At 55.2% G+C, this 17,790-nt stretch carries 14 protein-coding genes; 8 read left to right on the top strand and 6 right to left on the bottom strand.

The features are described from left to right. The first annotated feature begins 185 nt into the window (after positions 1 to 185). The 5 genes from ACYVHX_RS22970 (at position 186) to ACYVHX_RS22950 (ending at position 7,385) form a co-directional block, all read left to right on the top strand. Complete coding sequence (locus ACYVHX_RS22970) at positions 186 to 3,215, top strand: SusC/RagA family TonB-linked outer membrane protein (RefSeq protein WP_460674038.1); 3,030 nt, start codon at positions 186 to 188, stop codon at positions 3,213 to 3,215. Positions 3,216 to 3,231: 16 nt separating this feature from the next. Beyond that, positions 3,232 to 4,725: a RagB/SusD family nutrient uptake outer membrane protein gene (locus ACYVHX_RS22965; RefSeq protein WP_460674037.1), complete on the top strand. Its 1,494-nt coding sequence runs from the start codon at positions 3,232 to 3,234 to the stop codon at positions 4,723 to 4,725. A 22-nt stretch (positions 4,726 to 4,747) separates the two neighbouring features. Further along, positions 4,748 to 5,590, top strand: coding sequence for a LamG domain-containing protein (locus ACYVHX_RS22960; RefSeq protein WP_460674036.1), 843 nt, complete (start codon positions 4,748 to 4,750; stop codon positions 5,588 to 5,590). Between the two features lie 85 nt (positions 5,591 to 5,675). After that, positions 5,676 to 6,968, top strand: a complete 1,293-nt coding sequence (locus tag ACYVHX_RS22955) for a serine hydrolase (RefSeq protein WP_460674035.1) — start codon at positions 5,676 to 5,678, stop codon at positions 6,966 to 6,968. Between the two features lie 72 nt (positions 6,969 to 7,040). Continuing rightward, positions 7,041 to 7,385 carry a carboxymuconolactone decarboxylase family protein gene (locus ACYVHX_RS22950; protein WP_460674034.1) on the top strand — a complete coding sequence of 115 codons (345 nt, stop codon included), beginning with the start codon at positions 7,041 to 7,043 and terminating at the stop codon, positions 7,383 to 7,385. A 30-nt stretch (positions 7,386 to 7,415) separates the two neighbouring features. On the opposite strand, the gene ACYVHX_RS22945 is transcribed toward ACYVHX_RS22950, so the two are convergent. From ACYVHX_RS22945 to purL, 5 genes are all read right to left on the bottom strand, one after another. Beyond that, complete coding sequence (locus ACYVHX_RS22945; protein ID WP_460674033.1) at positions 7,416 to 8,006, bottom strand: nucleotidyltransferase family protein; 591 nt, start codon at positions 8,004 to 8,006, stop codon at positions 7,416 to 7,418. A 31-nt stretch (positions 8,007 to 8,037) separates the two neighbouring features. Next, a complete protein-coding gene (locus ACYVHX_RS22940) occupies positions 8,038 to 9,021 on the bottom strand; it encodes an XdhC family protein (RefSeq protein ID WP_460674032.1) in 984 nt (327 codons plus the stop codon). 83 nt (positions 9,022 to 9,104) lie between these two features. Then, positions 9,105 to 9,863: a tRNA pseudouridine(38-40) synthase TruA gene (truA, locus tag ACYVHX_RS22935; protein ID WP_460674031.1), complete on the bottom strand. Its 759-nt coding sequence runs from the start codon at positions 9,861 to 9,863 to the stop codon at positions 9,105 to 9,107. Then, on the bottom strand, positions 9,860 to 10,468 hold the full coding sequence (locus ACYVHX_RS22930; RefSeq protein WP_460674030.1) for a Uma2 family endonuclease: 609 nt from the start codon (positions 10,466 to 10,468) through the stop codon (positions 9,860 to 9,862). The genes truA and ACYVHX_RS22930 overlap by 4 nt, the downstream gene beginning before the upstream one ends. 12 nt (positions 10,469 to 10,480) lie before the next feature. Next, the gene (gene purL, locus ACYVHX_RS22925) at positions 10,481 to 12,718 is read right to left on the bottom strand and encodes a phosphoribosylformylglycinamidine synthase subunit PurL (RefSeq protein WP_460674029.1); all 2,238 of its coding nucleotides are present in this window, start codon (positions 12,716 to 12,718) and stop codon (positions 10,481 to 10,483) included. Positions 12,719 to 12,896: 178 nt separating this feature from the next. Between purL and ACYVHX_RS22920 the strand changes: the two genes are divergently transcribed. The 3 genes from ACYVHX_RS22920 (at position 12,897) to ACYVHX_RS22910 (ending at position 15,517) form a co-directional block, all read left to right on the top strand. Continuing rightward, complete coding sequence (locus ACYVHX_RS22920; protein ID WP_460674028.1) at positions 12,897 to 13,691, top strand: HipA family kinase; 795 nt, start codon at positions 12,897 to 12,899, stop codon at positions 13,689 to 13,691. Then, complete coding sequence (locus ACYVHX_RS22915) at positions 13,672 to 14,052, top strand: DUF3037 domain-containing protein (RefSeq protein WP_460674027.1); 381 nt, start codon at positions 13,672 to 13,674, stop codon at positions 14,050 to 14,052. The genes ACYVHX_RS22920 and ACYVHX_RS22915 overlap by 20 nt, the downstream gene beginning before the upstream one ends. Before the next feature lie 211 nt (positions 14,053 to 14,263). Continuing rightward, positions 14,264 to 15,517: a DUF2264 domain-containing protein gene (locus ACYVHX_RS22910; RefSeq protein ID WP_460674026.1), complete on the top strand. Its 1,254-nt coding sequence runs from the start codon at positions 14,264 to 14,266 to the stop codon at positions 15,515 to 15,517. Positions 15,518 to 15,537: 20 nt separating this feature from the next. Here ACYVHX_RS22910 and ACYVHX_RS22905 read toward each other — a convergent pair whose 3' ends face one another. After that, positions 15,538 to 17,766, bottom strand: a complete 2,229-nt coding sequence (locus ACYVHX_RS22905) for a tetratricopeptide repeat protein (RefSeq protein ID WP_460674025.1) — start codon at positions 17,764 to 17,766, stop codon at positions 15,538 to 15,540. Positions 17,767 to 17,790 lie beyond the last annotated feature (24 nt).

The raw sequence follows: 17,790 nt of genomic DNA, 5'->3' as shown, positions 1-17,790 counted from the left end.
CCGGCGCGATAAACCTCAAATTTCGCTGTCTTTTTTCAAGAAAAATACCATTTAACAGGTGATTTCATTGTACTATTCCCTTTGATGTGGTAATGATGTAGTAACTTTAAAGGAGAATTAGAGTTGGTATACGTACATTTGATTCAATTAATTCTCGTAATAATTCAATTAATCATTCATCATCAATGAAAACTATTGTACGATTATCGTACCTGCTGGTTTTTCTGATTTGCAGTGCAACCTCATTTGCGCAGGAGATCAGTGTGTCGGGGAAAGTCAGTGCGGCAGATGCTTCGGGGCTTCCCGGGGTGAGTGTTCTCTTGAAAGGAACGACAACCGGGGTGCCAACGAGTTCCGACGGCACCTACACCATCAAAGTCCCGTCGCCAAATTCGGTACTGGTCTTTTCCATGATCGGGATGCTTCCCCAGGAAGTCACGGTGGGCAGTCAGACAACAATCAACGTCGAACTGAAAGACGATGCCCGTTCCCTGGCCGAGGTGGTTGTGGTGGGCTACGGCACGCAGCGCAAACTGGATGTGACGGGCTCGGTGGCCCAGATCAAAGGGGAGGAAATTATCAAACAACCGTCGATGAACGCCGTCAGTGGTCTTCAGGGAAAAGTCGCCGGTGTTCAGATCAGCAACTCCGGAAAACCGGGTGAAGCGCCCCAGATCCGCATCCGGGGCGTTGGAACGGCCTACGGAAGCCCCAACCCGCTGTACGTAGTGGATGGGGTGTGGTTCGACGACATCAGCTTCTTGAATTCCGGCGATATTGAAAGCATGAACGTTCTGAAAGATGCCTCCAGCCAGTCGATTTACGGGGTGCGGGCGGCCAACGGCGTGGTGTTGATTACGACTAAAAAAGGGAAATCGGGCAATGCCGTGGTCAATTACAACGGTTTTGTGGGCTACCAGAAAGTGACCAACCAGATCAAAATGGCCAACGCCAACGAATACGCCACGATGGTCAACGAACTGAGCGCGATCAACGGCAACCAACCGATTCTGGACCCGACCAAATACGGCGAAGGCACCGACTGGTACCGCCAAGCGCTGCGCAACGCTTTTGTGACCAACCACCAGCTTTCGGTCAGTGGCGGGGGTGAAAAATCGACCTATAACTTTTCGCTGGGCTATCTGAATCAGGATGGGATCGTTGAAAAAAACAACTTTAAACGGTACACGGCCCGCGTTCAGAACGATTTCCAGATTCTGAAAAGCCTGAAGCTGGGCTACACCGCCACCGGATCGTTCAGCAACTCGCAGGATGAAGCGGGCGGTATTTTCCGGCAATTGTACGCGGCTGGCCCGGTTGTGCCGGTGTATTACGCCGATGGCACCTACGGCGATCCCAACGACTTTAACCTGGGCGACGGCAACAACTTCAACCCGCAGGTAACGATCGATTATTTCAACCAGTTCACGAAGAAAACCTTATTGACGGGGAATGTTTACGCGGAACTGAACATCCTGAACGGCCTCACGTTCAGAACGAGTTTCGGAGGGCGTTATTCGCAGGATGAAACCCGTAACTACGTGCCCGAATACGTGGCGACATTCAAGCAGCGAAACACCACCAGCCGGCTGGAATTTACGCGCCCACAAGCCCGCTACTGGATTTTGGAAAATACCCTGACCTACACCAAAGACCTGGGCGATCATGTGTTTACGGCCCTGCTTGGCCAGTCGGCCCAGCGGGATCAGTCGTATAAAGTAACAGCCTCGGCGCTGAACGTTCCCTACACGCGGGAGGGTGACTTGTACCTGACGCTCGGCAACGCAGACGGCCGCAATGTGGTGGACGAAGGCGATCTGGCCACCTATGCTTCCTACTTCGGGCGGGTCAATTACTCCTACCAGGACCGCTATTTGCTGAATGCCTCCCTGCGCGCCGATGGTTCGTCCAAATTCTTTCAGGGTGGCAATGCCTGGGGCTACTTTCCTTCCGTGGGGGTCGGCTGGATCATCAGCAGCGAAGCGTTCATGCGCAACCAGACGGTTTTTGATAACCTGAAATTCCGGGCGAGCTGGGGCAAAATCGGGAATGCGTCCGTTCCCTCGAACCTGTCGACGCTGACCGTAGCCAGCGGGGGCGATCTGGCCGCCATTTTCGGTGGACAACTGTACACCGGTGCCAGCATCAACTCGATCATTCCGCCGGTGACGTACTGGGAACAGGGCGTTGGAACGGATGTGGGTCTTGAAGCGTCGCTGCTCAAATCAAAACTAACCGTCGAACTGGACTATTACGTTAAGAAAACCGAGCGGGCCATTTTTGACATTCCGGTTTTGAGCTCCATCGGCACCTCGTCGAGCCGGATTATTGGCAACCAGGCCAACTTCCAGAACCAGGGCTTTGAAGCCTCATTGAGCTGGCGGGACGAAATCAACAGCGACCTTTCATACAATATCGGCGTCAACGCCGGTTTGAACAACAACAAAGTCCTTTCGGTCACGTCGGGGGCCAATCCGATTTACGATGGTGGGGTCGGTTTGACCGGCGGAGCCCTGGCTACCCGGACCAGAGTGGGTGATCCGATCGGTTCGTTCTACGGCTACATTGTCGATGGTATTTTCCAGAACCAGGATGAAATCAAAAATTCGGCGCAACCCAACGCCAAACCGGGTGATTTCAAATACCGGGATATCAGCGGAACCGATGGCTCACCGGACGGCACCATCAACGGCCTGGACCGTCAGATGATCGGCAACCCGAATCCGAAATGGAATTACGGGATTAATACCAACTGGAACTACCAGAATTTCGATCTGATGCTCGACTTCCAGGGCGTGGCCGGAGTTGATGTTTACAATGCCAACCTCGGCTGGCGGTATGGCAACGAAAACTTCACCAAAGATTATTACGACAACCGCTGGCACGGCGAAGGAACCTCCAACACCTACCCATCGGTTAACATTGGGGGCGGTTCCAATTATTTGCCCAACTCCTTCTACGTCCAGAGCGGCAGTTATTTCCGGGTCCGGAATGCCCAGATCGGCTACACGTTCTCCCCGGAACTGACCCAACGCCTAAAACTCCGGAAACTGCGGGTATACGCCAACGCGCAGAATGCCTTTAATTTTTTCAGTTACAAAGGATTGTCACCGGAAGTACGGGCCAACGAAAACAAGCCGACCCAGGCCGGAATCGATGCCAACGTTTATCCGCTGTCGGCAACCTATAACTTCGGTGTGAATGTTAGTTTCTAAAGACGGAATCAAGAACATGAAAACAATAGATTTCAAAAATACCTTTCGGCAATTGGGGCTGTATGCCGGTCTGGCCGGTTTGGTACTGCTCCCTTCGGCCTGCGAACAAAGCTTTCTGGAAACCGATCCGCAGGGCAAACAGGCCGATGCGGTTTTCTGGGCCAGCGAAGAAGACGCGACCAAAGCCGTCAACGCCATGTATGCGAACCTCAGGGGCTGGAACAACACCGCCTTTGCGGCCATCGCCATTGAAAGCATCGGCTCCGACGAAACGGAAAAAGGCAGCGCCCCGACGGATGCTACGTTTTTCAACGATTACGACAACTTTTCCGTCGGCTCCAGCGACGGTCAGTTGGGCGGTTTCTGGTCGGGACAATACCAGAACATCAACTACGCCAATCAGGTCCTGGACAACGTTCCGCGGATCGAGATGTCTTCCACCCTCCGGGACCGCTACCTGGCCGAAGCCAAATTTGTTCGCGCCTATTCGTATTTCCGCCTGGTTCGGGCGTTTGGCGACGTTCCGCTGCGGCTCAATTTACCGGCCAATGCGTCCGAATACAACCTGCCCCGCACGCCCAAAACCGAAGTCTACGCGGCTATCGAAAAGGATCTGAGCGAAGCAGCTGCCGTGTTGCCCCAGAGCTATGGCGCGACTGATCTGGGCCGGGCCACCAAAGGAGCGGCTTTGTCGCTGCACGCCAAAGTTGCCCTCTACCAGCAGAAATGGCAGCAGGTGTTTGACCTGACCACCCAGGTTATGTCGTCGGGACAGTATTCACTGGTCAGAAATTACGAACAGTTGTTCCGGGTAAACAATGAAAACTCGACCGAGTCGGTTTTTGAAATTCAGAACGAACTGGTTGCCAGCAACAAAGACGCGTCCAACTCGCAGTATTCGCAGGTTCAGGGGGTTCGCGGGGTGACCGGCGGAGGCTGGGGCTTCAACGTTCCCACCAAAGCGCTGGCCGATGCCTACGAAACCGGCGATCCCCGGCGGGATGCCACCATTATTTTCCGGGGAGAAACCACCCCCCAGGGCGATGCCATCCCGGCCGTGGGCGACAACCCGATGTACAATCAGAAGTCGTATGTTCCGTTTAACCTGTTTGTGAGCGGTTTTAACGAAGGTGCCCAGCAAAACATCCGGGTCATCCGCTACGCCGAAGTGCTGCTGATGAATGCCGAAGCCGCCAACGAACTGGGAAATTCGGCGCAGGCGCTGGCGTCGCTTGAACTGGTTCGCGCCCGGGCCCGGGGAACCAGCACCACCGTCCTGCCCAAAGTGACGGTTACGGAAAAAACCGCCCTCCGGACGGCCATCTGGCGCGAACGTCAGGCGGAGTTGGCGCTGGAATTTGACCGTTACTTCGACGTCATCCGGCAGGGCCGGGCGGCCCAGATCTTTGGTCCGAAAGGCTGGAAAGCCAACAAAAATGAAGTGTGGCCCATTCCCCAAAACGAAATTGACCTGAGCGCGGGCGTTCTGGTGCAAAATCCGGGTTATTAACCATTAATCGACCAATCTGATTATGAAACTATCTCTCAATATATGGTCGCTGGTTCTGGCGGTTTCGGCGGCAATCGGGCTTTCCTCCTGCTACGAGAAATTCGATCCGGAAAGCTACGCACCGGCGGTTTCCATTGGCGGTTTTTCCTCGTCCGGCGAAATTGCCAAAGCCAATCTGGTCGGTTACTGGCCGTTCAACGGCAATTACGTGGATGAAGTCTCGAAAAAAGCGGGCGTCAACACCGGAACCACCTTTGGCAACGGGCTGAAAGGGCAGGCTATGAAAGGTGCCCAGAAAGGCTACGTCCTGTTTGATCCCACCGACGCCATCCTGAAGCTCCAGAGTTTTACGGTCGGTTACTGGGTCAACAGCCCATCCACCACGGCCGCCGGTGGCATCATCGGCTTGGTGGGACTTTCTCAGAAAGACGGTTTTTGGGGAAACCTGGAAATGTTTTTCGAAAACGGCGGCACGGCGACGGACGGAATTCTCAAGGCCCACATCCAGAACGGCACCAAAGATGCCTGGGTCGAGAAAAAGGACATCGTGAATCTGTACAATTCCTGGAATCACATCGCCCTGTCGTACGATGCCACTTCCTCCACGTTCAGTCTGTACGTGAACGGGGCAAAAGCCGCCACCAGCACCGTCGAAAAATTCGGCAATCTGGCCTGGAACAAACCGGGGCAACTGGTGTTTGGCACCGTGCAGTTTCAGACAACCCCCAGCCTGACCACCGCAGCCACCAACCAGTCCTGGGCCAGCTACCTGACCGGTTCGCTGGATGAGGTCCGGATCTACAACGTCGCCCTGAAAGCAGACGAGATCGACGCGCTGGTGAAGCTGGAGTCCAGAGGGAATTAAGCTTTTGAAATCATGTTTCGTTCTGGCAGGGAGACTCCGGTTTTCCTGCCTTTTTTTATTCGCGCGTTGCGTTTTACCTTCGTTCATGAATAAACTGATCGGATTGGTAGCCGCCGTGCTGATAGCAACGACCGCGCGCGGCCAGCCCCGCACCGACTCCCTGCTGACCCGCCTGTTCTCGGCCCATCCGGACCCGGTTTTTCAGGAAGTAATCCGGCACCCGGAAACGTACCGGCTCCAGATCATCTATACCCGCATCGACCGGGACATCCGCAATAAACCGACGTTTACCCCTTTTTATTTTCACGTTGACAGCACGGCCTACTTCAACCCGGCTTCGACCGTCAAGCTTCCACTGGCCTTGCTGGCGCTTGAAAAGCTGAACACGCTGAAAAAACCGGGTGTCACCAAATACACCGCCATGCAGTTCGACAGCGCCAACCGGAGCCAGACGAAAGAATGGCGGGACAACACCTCCGAAACCGGTTTTCCGTCGATTGCCCACTTTATCAAAAAAGCGTTTCTGGTGAGCGACAACGATGCCTACAGCCGGTTGTACGAGTTTGTCGGCCAGCAAACCATCAACCGGTCCCTGCACGCCAAGGGCTATCGCAATACCCGCATCACGCACCGGTTTGTCCGGATGACGCCGGAAGAAAACCGGCACACCAACCCTGTGCGGTTTATTCGGGAAGACGGCAGGCTGCTTTATTCCCAACCCGCAGCGTATAACCCGGATGCCTTCGATTTTCGCCGGATTGCCAAAATCGGGAAAGCTTACCTAACCCCTAGCGACAGTCTGGTGCACGAGCCGTTTGATTTTACGACGCGCAACACGTATCCGCTGGAAGCCTTTCAGCAAACCCTGCAATCGGTGTTGTTTCCGCTTTCGGTTCCGGCGAAACAGCGGTTTACGCTAACGAAGGATGATTACGCCCTGGTGCGCCAATACCTGTCGCAGTTCCCGGGCGAAACCAATTATCCCAACTACGATTCCGATCCGTATTACGATAGCTACGTGAAGTTCTTTTTTCGGGATAGCCTGCACCACCGCTTGCCCGAGGGGGTGCGGGTGTTCAACAAAGTGGGCTGGGCGTACGGTTTTATGACCGATGCATCGTATGTGGCCGATTTTACGAATAAGGTCGAGTTCATGCTGTCGGCCACCATTTACGTGAACCGCGATGAGATCCTGAACGACAACCGGTATGAATACGAGAGCGTGGCGCATCCGTTTCTGTATCAGTTGGGCCAATTGATCTACGAGTATGAACGGAAGCGGGCGCGCAAAAACCGCCCGGATTTAAGCGACTTTCAGCTTTCGTACGAGCAGCGAACGGTTGACAACCGCCCAACCATCCGGGAGGTTGATAATTAAAACCGCCTATTCACGTAATTTTTCTACCTTAACGCGGAGTTGCTCCTATAAACCTACTTTTTCGAAAATACTATGGCTGAGTACCAGACCCCGAAAGATCGCGCCTATACCAATACCCTGCTGAAGGCTGCTCCCCAGGAATCGGCCGCTTTCATGAACCTCAAACACACGGCAGAACGAAAAGATGGCATTATCCCCATCAAATACCGGGAATTGATGTCCGTGGCGGTTGCCCTGACAACCCAATGCGCTTATTGCATTGAGTCACACATCAACAACGCGGTTGAAGCCGGAGCAACGCGCGAAGAGATTGCGGAAACCGTGTTCATTGCGGCAGCGATTCGGGCGGGTGGAGCGGTTGGGAATGGCCTGCTGGCAATGCGGCTTTTCGAAGAAGCCAGTGCGGCCCATCCCTGAGTGTTTTACCTGTTGCCCGGTTCATTGCGTTTAAATACCCAAAAACCGCTGCACGTCTTCAATCGTGTCCAGATCGATAGTACCCTGGCTAAACGCCACTTCGGCGCAATCGTCCGGGTGGTTGAGGATTACTTTTTTTGCCCCCGAATCGCCCTCCAGGCTCAGGAGTTCATGAATGTACTTGCGGTCGAATAGGGCCGGAACGCCCAGACTACCGCCGTAACGGGCAGCCACAATGCCTTTGCCGCTTTCTTCATACACCTGCACCAGCTGCTGGACCAGACCGGTCGTCACGTGAGGCTGATCGGTGAGTAAAAACAAAACCGCATCGATGTTTTTCTGGGTCAGATACACGGCCGCCAACCCGGTTTTGACCGATGCGGAAAGCCCCTGTTCCCAATGCTGGTTGTCGATAACCGTTACAGGCAAGCCGTCCAGTTCGGGCGAAAGCCGGTTTTTATGCGCTCCAACGACCACGACCACCGGCCGAAACGCCGTGACCAAAGCCGCATCGACCACCCGGCGGAGCAAGGTCCGGCCTTCCCACTTAATGAGTTGTTTGGGCTGGTGATCAAGTCGCGAAGCCGTTCCAGCCGCTAAAATGATGATGGCGATGTTCATAGAAGATTCAGACCGGTAAGGTTTTGAAACCTTACCGGTTTTCGGCAATTACGTTAAGAGATTGAACCGGCTGGTGAATGGGCGCATTCTTGAATTTCAGCGGCTGGGCCGTTGTTTTCCGGAAAACCGCCTGTATTTCCGCCAGAATTGATAACGCAATTTCCTGCGGATTGTCTGCCCCCACATCCAGCCCGACCGGCCAGAAAAGCCGGTTTTCATCCTGCGGATTTACGACATCAGCCACTTCTTCCAGCAAGGCATCACCCCGTTTTTTAGGCCCCAAAAGACCGATGTAGCGAATGTCGGTTTGCAGGAGTTCCCGCAAAACCGCCTTGTCGTATTTAAAATTGTGGGAAATCAGGACAGCCGCCGAAAAACCGTCGATCGGAATCTGCCGCCGGATGTCGTCGCGCTGAACGGCCAGCATTTCGTCGGCAACGCCAAAGCGTCGGGGTTGCAGATGGGCCACGCAATCGTCGGTTACTACCACCCGCCAGCCAATCTGTTTGGCCAGTTGCACCAGCGGCACAGCGTCGTAGCCACCCCCGAAAACCAGCAGCTGAATATCGGGTTTCAGTTCTTCGACAAACACCCCGGCCGCATCCGGCAGAGCCGTTTCAAACGTCAGCGGCCGCCGTTCCTGCATCACCCGGTCGAGCGTTTCGAGCGGATTGTCCGGATCGCCCGGGTCGATGGCCTGAATCAGCACGTCCAGAATACCGTTACAGCCCAGACCGATGCCAAAGTTTTCGCCTTCGGGGTCGGTCGTGTCATACGTGACCAAACGTGCCTGGCGACTCTGCATCACTTCCCGGGCTTTGCGCAGGGCATCACCTTCCAGACAACCGCCACTGATGGCGCCGATCCACTGGCCATCGTCGGTGATGTACATGCGAGCCCCCGGCCGGCGGTAGCCTGAGCCCGTCAACCCAACGACCGTCGCCAGTGCGGCTTTCCGCTGGGTAAAGTCGGTTTTTCGATACGCCCGAATAAGTTGCTGAAATTCGTTAATCACGGTATTCGAATGATGAATGATGATCGGTGGACGATGAATCCTTCCAAAATAACTTTAATTCACCACTCATCGTTTATCATTCATCATTTTATTACAAAAAGGCCCGGTGGATAACCCACTTCGACCAGAAAAAGGCCACTGGCGGGCGCCGACCGACCGGCCTGCGTGCGGTCTTTGGCCAGCAGAATCCGCTCAAATTCGGCCAGCGTCATCCGCCCCTGCCCCACTTCCAGCATTGTGCCGACCAGCGTACGAACCATGCCGTACAAAAACCGGTTGGCCTGGATGTGGAACGTCAGCTGATCGCCCGCAGCCATCCACTCCGCCCGGTGAATGTCGCAGCGGAAGTGCGCAACCTTCGTCCGTACCTTACTGAAACTTTCGAAATCGTCGTACTTAAACAGCAAAGCGGCCGCTTCGTTCATCTTCTCTACCTCCAGATCGGGCCGGAAGACGTAGAGCAGCCGATCCAGAAACGGGCTTTTCTGCCGCCGAATGCGGTATTGGTAATAGCGGGAAACCGCCGAAAACCGGGCGTGAACGCGGGGTTCCACCGGAAAGATGGTCTGAATGGCAATGTCGGGGGGCAACATGCAATTCAGCGCATGAATAAAGGAATCCGTCAGTTCAAGCGGGCGATTGATCTCAAAATGAGCAAATTGCTGTTCGGCGTGGACACCGGCATCGGTACGGCCGCTGCCGATGATGGAGATGGGTTCGCGCAGGATCGCACTCAGTTTCTCTTCAAGCACCTCCTGGACCGTGATGCCGTTGGGCTGAATCTGCCAGCCGTTGTAGGCCGTCCCCCGGTACGAAAGCTGGATAAAATAGCGCTGGCTCATGCGTCTTCCTGCACGTCCTCGCCCTCATCCACCGTCATATCAATGCCCTCGTAAATAGCCCCGACTGTCAATTCAAAATCCAACCTCGGAAAAACCACAACGTCTTTCAGCTTGTAGAAAGCCTGATACGTCCACTGATCAGTATGTTCGACCCGCGCAAATAACTCAACGGCCATCTTCACTTGGTCAATTAGCAAATAATACAGTAAGGACGACATTTTTTGGTACTCCTGCCATTTAAAACCCCGGTCGGCTGCCACCGATGATTTCGACAAAACTTCAACAATCAGGCTTGGCTGCCGAATGATGTATTGACTACGCAAATCAAAAGGGTGACAAGTTAAGATTATATCAGGGTACGGATAATATCCCTCTTTGATGACTTCAACTTTGACGCTTTCCGAGTATACTCCGCACCCTTTAGGACGAAAATGAGCTTTGAACAAATCTTTTACGGCATCAACCAGTAAATTATGGCGGAGCGTACTCCCCGCCATTGCATACATGCGTCCCTTATAAAATTCGTGACGAATCTCACTGGTTTGTTCCAGCTTGAAATATTGCTCGACCGTAAAAAGTTGTTTATTGATTGAAGTAGCTTCCATACGCGTATAAACTCACGCTTCCAGTTTCCGGCTCAGGGCGTTGTCGTACAGGTCTTTGGCGGCAGCAACCGACAAAATCGTCTCCCCATCGACGACAAAATTCTCCGCCAAAACCGTACCCAACGACCGGAACGAAACCGCCGTTTTCTGGAGCAACGCTTCCAATTCCGCTTGTTTTCCCGGCGAAACCGACACCACGACCCGGCTCTGGCTTTCGCCAAACAGGAACGCATCCTTCCGAAAACCGCCGTCCGTTTGAATGCTGAATCCGAGATCGGCCGCCATCGCCGATTCCACCAGCGTTACCAGCAGACCACCGTCCGAAACATCGTGCGCCGAAACAACCAGTTTGTTTGTAATCAACTCTTTAACGGCCTGTTGCAAGGCAAACTCCTCTTCCAGATCGAAAGCCGGTGCCGGTGATGCCTTCACGCCCCGGTACGAATACAGGTATTCCGAGGAGGCAATGTCGTCTTTCGACTGACCCACCAGATAAATCAGGTCGCCGGTTTGGCCAAACCGGAGCGTGGTCCGGTTTTCGGGATTTTCCATCAAACCAAGCATCCCGATCGTCGGTGTCGGGAAAACCGGACCTTCGTCGGAGCTTTGGTTGTAGAAACTGACGTTCCCACCCGTCACCGGCGTGGCAAAACGCAGACAGGCTTCGCCCATCCCCTTGACGGCCTGGACAAACTGCCAGTACACTTCCGGCACGTAGGGATTGCCAAAGTTCAGGTTATTGGTCACGGCCAGCGGATCACCACCCGTGCAAACGATGTTCCGGGCGGCTTCGGCCACGGCAATTTGGGCCCCGGTATTCGGGTCGGCGTTCACGTAGCGGCTGTTGCAATCGACGGTAATAACAATCGACTTTTCGGTTCCTTTGACGTTGACCACGGCGGCATCCGACGGCACGTTCGTGCTCCGGTTGGCCGTTCCCACCATCGAATCGTATTGCTCGTATACCCACCGGCGCGAACAGATGTTCGGGTGCGACAGCAGATGTTTGGCAACTTTCTGAATTTCAGCCGCGTCTACGTCCGGCACCTCCGAAATCTGGAATTTCTTAAACTCCTGGAAATAAGCCGGTTCGCGGTACTCGCGGTGGTACTGCGGGGCGCCCCCGCCCAGTACCAGGTCGTGCGCCGGAACGTCGGCCACCAGGTCCCCGTGGCGGTAGAAATGCAAACGACCGGTGTCCGTCACGGTGCCGATCTGCTCGCAGTTCAAATCCCACTTATCAAAAATACCCTGAATAACGTCTTCTTTGCCTTTCTCGATCACGACCAGCATCCGTTCCTGCGACTCGGACAGCAGGATTTCAAACGGCTGCATATTCGGCTGGCGGGTCGGCACTTTATCGAGGTCGATGATCATGCCGTGTTCTCCTTTGGCGCTCATTTCGGAGGTCGAGCAGATGATCCCGGCGGCCCCCATATCCTGAATACCAATCACATAACCCGTTCCGATGATTTCCAGCGAGGCTTCCAGCAGCAGTTTTTCCATGAATGGATCGCCCACCTGAACCGCCGGCAGTTTCTCGGTCGATTTGTCCGAAATGTCTTCCGACGCGAACGTAGCCCCGTGAATACCGTCCTTGCCCGTGGCCGAACCGACAATAAAAACCGGGTTGCCGACGCCGTAGGACGTTGCTTTGGCGACTTTCCCGACTTCAACAATTCCCGCCGAGAACGCATTGACCAGCGGATTGACGTTGTAACAGTCGTCAAAATACATCTCCCCGCCCACGGTCGGAATCCCGAACGCGTTGCCGTAGTCGCCGATGCCTTTCACGACGCCTTTCAGCAGCCGCCGGGTTTTGGGCAAATCCGGATTGCCGAACCGCAGCGAGTTGAGCTGCGCAATGGGCCGGGCGCCCATCGTAAAAATATCGCGGTTGATCCCGCCGACCCCCGTAGCCGCGCCCTGGTAGGGTTCGATGGCCGAGGGGTGGTTGTGCGACTCAATCTTGAAACTACAGGCCAAACCGTCGCCAATGTCCACCAGACCGGCGTTTTCTTCACCGGCTTTGGCCAGCATCCGCTCCGAATCGCGCGGCAGGGTTTTCAGCCAGACAATCGAATTTTTATAGGAGCAGTGCTCCGACCACATAACCGAGAAGATACTCAATTCGGTAAAGTTGGGTTTACGGCCCAAAATGACACTAATTTTGTCGTATTCGTCGGGAAGGAGGCCCAGTTTGCGGGCGGTTTCGAGCGTTGGTAACTGATCGGTCGTTTCGGCAGACATGCGGTTTTGGCAGAATGTTCGTTGGCGCAAAGGTAAAGCTTTTCACCTATCCTGACGGAACGATTCGGCAAATCGCGCCCGTTTTCTCAAAAAAATGGCCTAAATTCCCGCCCATTCCCGTTGGAACCCGGAAATTTGTTTCCCGTACGAAGCAAATTTTGTTAATCGAAAACGCCTTGTGAGTACCCGCGAACCCCACCTCCGAACGGTCGAAGTGATCCGTTACGTGACCCCCCTGCGCGAAGGCGGCTCGTTGCCCGCCATTATCGAAGCCGACGATGACTTTCTGTACGTCCTGAAATTTCGGGGGGCCGGTCAGGGCGTCAAGGCGCTTATTGCCGAACTGATTGCCGGAGAGCTGGCCCGCGCACTGGGCTTCAGAATTCCCGAAATTGTGTTTGCAACGCTCGATCCGGCCATGGCCCGAACCGAGCCCGACGAAGAAATTCAGGATTTGCTGCGGGCGAGCGGAGGACTGAACCTGGGCCTGCATTTTTTGTCCCGCGCCACGACTTTCGACCCGGTTTTGAATACCGTCAGCGCCCGGCTGGCGTCGCAGATTGTCTGGTTCGACTGCTTCATTACGAACGTTGACCGCACCGCCCGCAACACCAACATGCTGATGTGGCACCGCGAACTGTGGCTGATCGACCACGGCGCATCGCTGTATTTCCACCACGCGGGGCAAAACTGGGAAGAACAGGCCAAAAAACCGTTTGCGGCCATCAAAGATCACGTTTTGCTGCCCTGGGCCACTGAAATCGAAGCGGTCGATGCCGAATTTCGTCCGGTTCTGACGCCCGACCTGATTCGGTCCATTGTCGATCTGGTGCCCGATGCGTGGCTCGTCAGTGAGGATTTTACCGGGACGGTGGAAGAAAAACGCCGGATGTACACCGGTTTTCTGGAAACCCGACTCGCCCATTCTGAAATCTTTGTCAAGGAAGCGCAGCATGCCAAAGCACGTATTTGAGTACGCCGTCATCCGCGTAGTCCCGCGCGTCGAACGCGAAGAATTCATGAATGTGGGGGTTATTTTGTACTGCCCGGCGCAGGGATTTCTGCAAACGGTTTTTGACTTGAACGAGGACCGGCTGCGGGCTTTCTGCCGTGAGCTTGATCTGCCGGATTTGCGGGAACGGCTGCGGGTTTTTCAGAAAATCTGCGCGGGTCGGTCCGAAGGCGGTCCCATTGGGCACCTGCCGATTGCGGCCCGATTTCGCTGGCTGGCCGCCAACCGCAGCACCATTGTGCAAACTTCGCCCATGCACACCGGCTTGTGTGAGGATGCGGCCCCAACGCTGGAACGGCTGGTTGAGCAGCTGGTGCGATAGGGCGACCCGGTTCTGGCAATCGTTCCCTCTGTTTTGGAAAACCGCCCGGTTGAGGACGACGTAAATCCGGGATTCCTCTTTACTTTGTCCTTGCATTTCATCCGTTGGCCCCCATGCGATCCTTCAGCCTGCTCCTTATTTTTCTGCTTCGGAGTCCGCACTGTCCGGCTCAACCCCAACCCGTCAAACCGTGTACATACGCATTTAAAGAATGAAAAACCGTATCCCCACCTGGCTTCTTGCCAGTCTGCTGATTGCCTTTTGGAGTCTGCCGGCGATGGCCCAGCGCAAAACCGCTGCCCGAAAAACTCCGCCCTTGAGCGACCGCCCGTTCTGGCTGACCGAACTGGATAAAATGGTCAGGCCGGTATTGTACAATCTGGCCCACGACAGCCTGCGAATTGCGATGCCCCAGATCGTTTCCAAACGGGTCGACAACCGGGAGCAGCGCATCAAGGTGCAGTACGTTGAAGTGCTGGGCCGGGTGCTGAGCGGCATTGCGCCGTGGTTGCAGGGCGAGGGCGGCAGTGCCGATGAGGTGGCCCTCCGGAATCAGTACCGGCAATGGGCGCTCAAAGGGCTGTCCAACGCCCTGGATTCGACGGCCAGGGATTACATGCGGTTTGACCTCGGCGGTCAGCAACTGGTCGATGCGTCCTTTATCGCGCTCGGGTTGATCCGGGCACCCTGGCTGTGGGAAAACCTGAGCAAAACCGATCAGGAACGCTGGGTGCAGGCCCTGAAAAGTACGCGCCGGTACAAACCCGGTTTTTCGAACTGGCTGCTGTTTTCGGCGCTTAATGAGGCTTTTCTCTGCCAGTATGGTTACGACTGGGACCCCATGCGGGTTGATTACGCCTTGCAGCAACTGGAGCAGTGGTACGTGGGCGACGGCATGTATTCGGACGGACCGTCGTATGCCTTCGACTACTACAACAGTTACGTCATCCACCCGTATCTGGCCGCGATCACGGAAATTATCGCCCAAAAAACCACGGCCTACAACGGCATGATTGCCAAAATCAAAAAGCGGAATGAGCGGTACGCCATCCTTCAGGAACGACTCATCAACGCCGACGGCACCTTCCCGGTCACCGGGCGCTCGATTGTGTACCGGGGGGCGGTTTTTCAGCACCTGGCGGACGTGGCCCGGCGGAAAACCCTGCCCGAGTCCCTGAAACCGGCTCAGGTGCGGGGGGCGCTGACCGCCGTAATCCGAAAGACGCTGGAAAGTCCTTCGACCTACGAAAAAGGCTGGCTGACCATCGGCCTGTATGGTTCGCAGCCCGATCTGGCCGATGTCTACAACAACCAGGGCAGCCTGTACCTGGCAACGAACATCTTTCTGCCCCTCGGTTTGCCCCCAACGGACCCCTTCTGGGCGGATGCCCCGGCGAAATGGAGCGCCCAGAAAATCTGGAGTGGGGAGGACTTCCCGAACGACCACGGGGTGAATTTGCGCTGATCGAAACCGCCAGTCAACGCTCACACCGGCAGGCGAATCAGCATCTGCGTACCTTCCCCCGGTTTTGATTGCACCTCGACGGTGCCCTGGTGCGCCTTGGTCACAATGTCGTAGCTCAGGGATAAACCCAGACCGGTGCCCTGGCCGGTGGGCTTGGTTGTGAAAAATGGCTGGAAAATTTTCTGCTGCACCCCGTCCGGAATGCCAATTCCGTTGTCGGTTACCTGAATTTCAACCCGGTCGCGGTTCCGGCGCGTGCGCACCGTTACGGTGGGTTGATACGCGGGCAAGGCGGTTTTCTGTTTTTCCCGCACGGCGTAAAAGGCGTTGTTGAACAGGTTCAGCAGCACCCGGCCCAGCTCCTGGGGCATCACCTCGACCGGTTTCAGGGATTCTTCAAAATCCGTAATCAACTCAACCTGAAACTCCTTGTCTTTCGCCCGCTGACCGTGGTAGGCCAGTTTCAGGTATTCGTCCGCCAGAGCGTTGAGATTCGTCCGTTTTTTCTCCCCGCCCGACGTCCGGCTGTGTTCCAGCATGCCCTTGACGATGCTGTCGGCCCGGCGGCCGTGGTGGTTGATTTTTTGCAGATTCAGCGTCAGGTCACCCAGAATTTCGGTGGCATACCCCCGCTCCGATTCGGCAACGGCCCGGATCGGCCCTTCTTTCAACTCCTCGACTAGTTCCGTACTGACTTCCGAGAAGTTGTTGACAAAATTCAGCGGGTTCTGGATTTCGTGGGCAATTCCGGCCGTCAGCTCACCGAGCGAGGCCATTTTCTCCGACTGAATCAATTGCAACTGCGTGGATTGCAGTTGGCCGAGCGTTCGTTCCAGTTCTTCTTTCTGTTGTTGCAGCAGGCCGTTTGCTTTCTGTTTGGTGCGAAAGGCGTAAAACGAAACTGCGGCCAAACCCAGCATCAGGCCCATACCAGCCAGCAGGGCCCGTTGGCGGGTGCGGGCCAGTTCATTTTCTTTTTGCTGTTCGACGCGGGCGGTTTGCTGCTTTTTCTCGAACTCATACGTCATCGTTAGCTCGGTGGTTTTGCGAACGTTTTCCTTGCCGCGAATCGAATCGGTAATGGCGGCTGCGGTTTTGTAGGTAGCCAGCGCCCGGCGGTAATTGCCGACAGCCTCGTAGCAGTTCGACAATTCCCTGTAAATGATCCCCGTCTGCTCGTCGTAGATATCGGCCTCTTTCATCACCTCAAAACTCTTCTCGTAATAAGGAATGGCGGCTGCACAGTTGTTCTGCATCTTCAGAATGCTGCCCATGGCCGAGTAGGTCTGGTGGATGTTGAGCGGTTGCCGCGAAGCGTCGGCAATGCCCATCGCCTGCCGGTTCAGCTTCTCTGCTTCGCCAAACCGCTTAAGGTTCGCCAGGTTGGTCGCGGCTCGTGACAGGCTGGTCGCTTCGATGCCCGGATCGCCCATTTCCCGGGCCAGGTTGGCGGCTTTCAGGGCAAACTCATAGGCTTTTTGCTGCGTGTTCGTTTCGGTGTACATCGCGGCCAGGTTGCTGTAGGCGTATAACTCCACGTTTTTGATGCCTTCCAGCTGCGCCAGCCGGATGGCCCGCTGGAAGCGCTGCTCGGCCCCTTTCCAGTCCCGCAACAATTTGTACGTATTGGCCAGATTGACCAGACTGTAGGCCTGGCCGTTGCGGTCCTGCTCGGCTTCGGCAATGGTGAGGGACAGTTGCTGGTAATGCAGCGCCTGCGGTAGGTTGGACAGCATCTGGTACGAAGCGCCGAGGTTGGAATAGATCGTCCCCAAAACCGCGCGGTTATTGAGCTGTTTGGCGATGGCGGCACTTTTTTCGAAGTAACTAATCGAACTGTCGTATTTGCTTTGCATGCCGTACATCGCCCCGAACGTATTGTACACTTTCTGAATTCGGGACGAATCGTTCAGGGCGACAAACATCGACTCAGCCACTTTCAGGTACTGGTGCGCCGTTGCAAACTCGCCTTTGTAGTTGTAATTCTGGGCGGCCAGCAGACGGGCCATCGCTTCCCCCGATTTGTAACCAATCTGCTTTGCCTTTTCAACGGTCCGCAGACTCAGGCTGAGCGCCGAATCAATGTTGACTTCGCTTAACAGACTAATCTTGGTGGTTACCCGGTTAATTCGCGCCGTATCCGTCGTGGCTTTGGCAATCAAACGGTCCAGGCTGTCAAGTTTGGGAGTTTGGGCGTCGGTCACGGCTCCGCCGAACAGTAAAAACAAAAGGGGCAGGATGAATTTCATAAGGGTCAGGACAGTCCGAATGTG

Source organism: Larkinella ripae, from assembly GCF_054780775.1.
The sequence above is the reverse complement of the archived record's forward strand: the minus strand, read 5'-3'. Positions and strand labels throughout refer to the sequence as shown.

Bases quoted from the DNA above. Each gene is read 5' to 3' on its own strand.
- ACYVHX_RS22965 (WP_460674037.1), top strand. From the start codon at position 3,232: ATGAAAACAATAGATTTCAAAAATACCTTTCGGCAATTGGGGCTGTAT.
- ACYVHX_RS22950 (WP_460674034.1), top strand. From the start codon at position 7,041: ATGGCTGAGTACCAGACCCCGAAAGATCGCGCCTATACCAATACCCTG.
- ACYVHX_RS22945 (WP_460674033.1), bottom strand. From the start codon at position 8,006: ATGAACATCGCCATCATCATTTTAGCGGCTGGAACGGCTTCGCGACTT.
- ACYVHX_RS22970 (WP_460674038.1), top strand. From the start codon at position 186: ATGAAAACTATTGTACGATTATCGTACCTGCTGGTTTTTCTGATTTGC.
- ACYVHX_RS22960 (WP_460674036.1), top strand. From the start codon at position 4,748: ATGAAACTATCTCTCAATATATGGTCGCTGGTTCTGGCGGTTTCGGCG.
- ACYVHX_RS22905 (WP_460674025.1), bottom strand. From the start codon at position 17,766: ATGAAATTCATCCTGCCCCTTTTGTTTTTACTGTTCGGCGGAGCCGTG.
- ACYVHX_RS22930 (WP_460674030.1), bottom strand. From the start codon at position 10,468: ATGGAAGCTACTTCAATCAATAAACAACTTTTTACGGTCGAGCAATAT.
- ACYVHX_RS22915 (WP_460674027.1), top strand. From the start codon at position 13,672: ATGCCAAAGCACGTATTTGAGTACGCCGTCATCCGCGTAGTCCCGCGC.
- truA (WP_460674031.1), bottom strand. From the start codon at position 9,863: ATGAGCCAGCGCTATTTTATCCAGCTTTCGTACCGGGGGACGGCCTAC.
- ACYVHX_RS22955 (WP_460674035.1), top strand. From the start codon at position 5,676: ATGAATAAACTGATCGGATTGGTAGCCGCCGTGCTGATAGCAACGACC.
- purL (WP_460674029.1), bottom strand. From the start codon at position 12,718: ATGTCTGCCGAAACGACCGATCAGTTACCAACGCTCGAAACCGCCCGC.
- ACYVHX_RS22910 (WP_460674026.1), top strand. From the start codon at position 14,264: ATGAAAAACCGTATCCCCACCTGGCTTCTTGCCAGTCTGCTGATTGCC.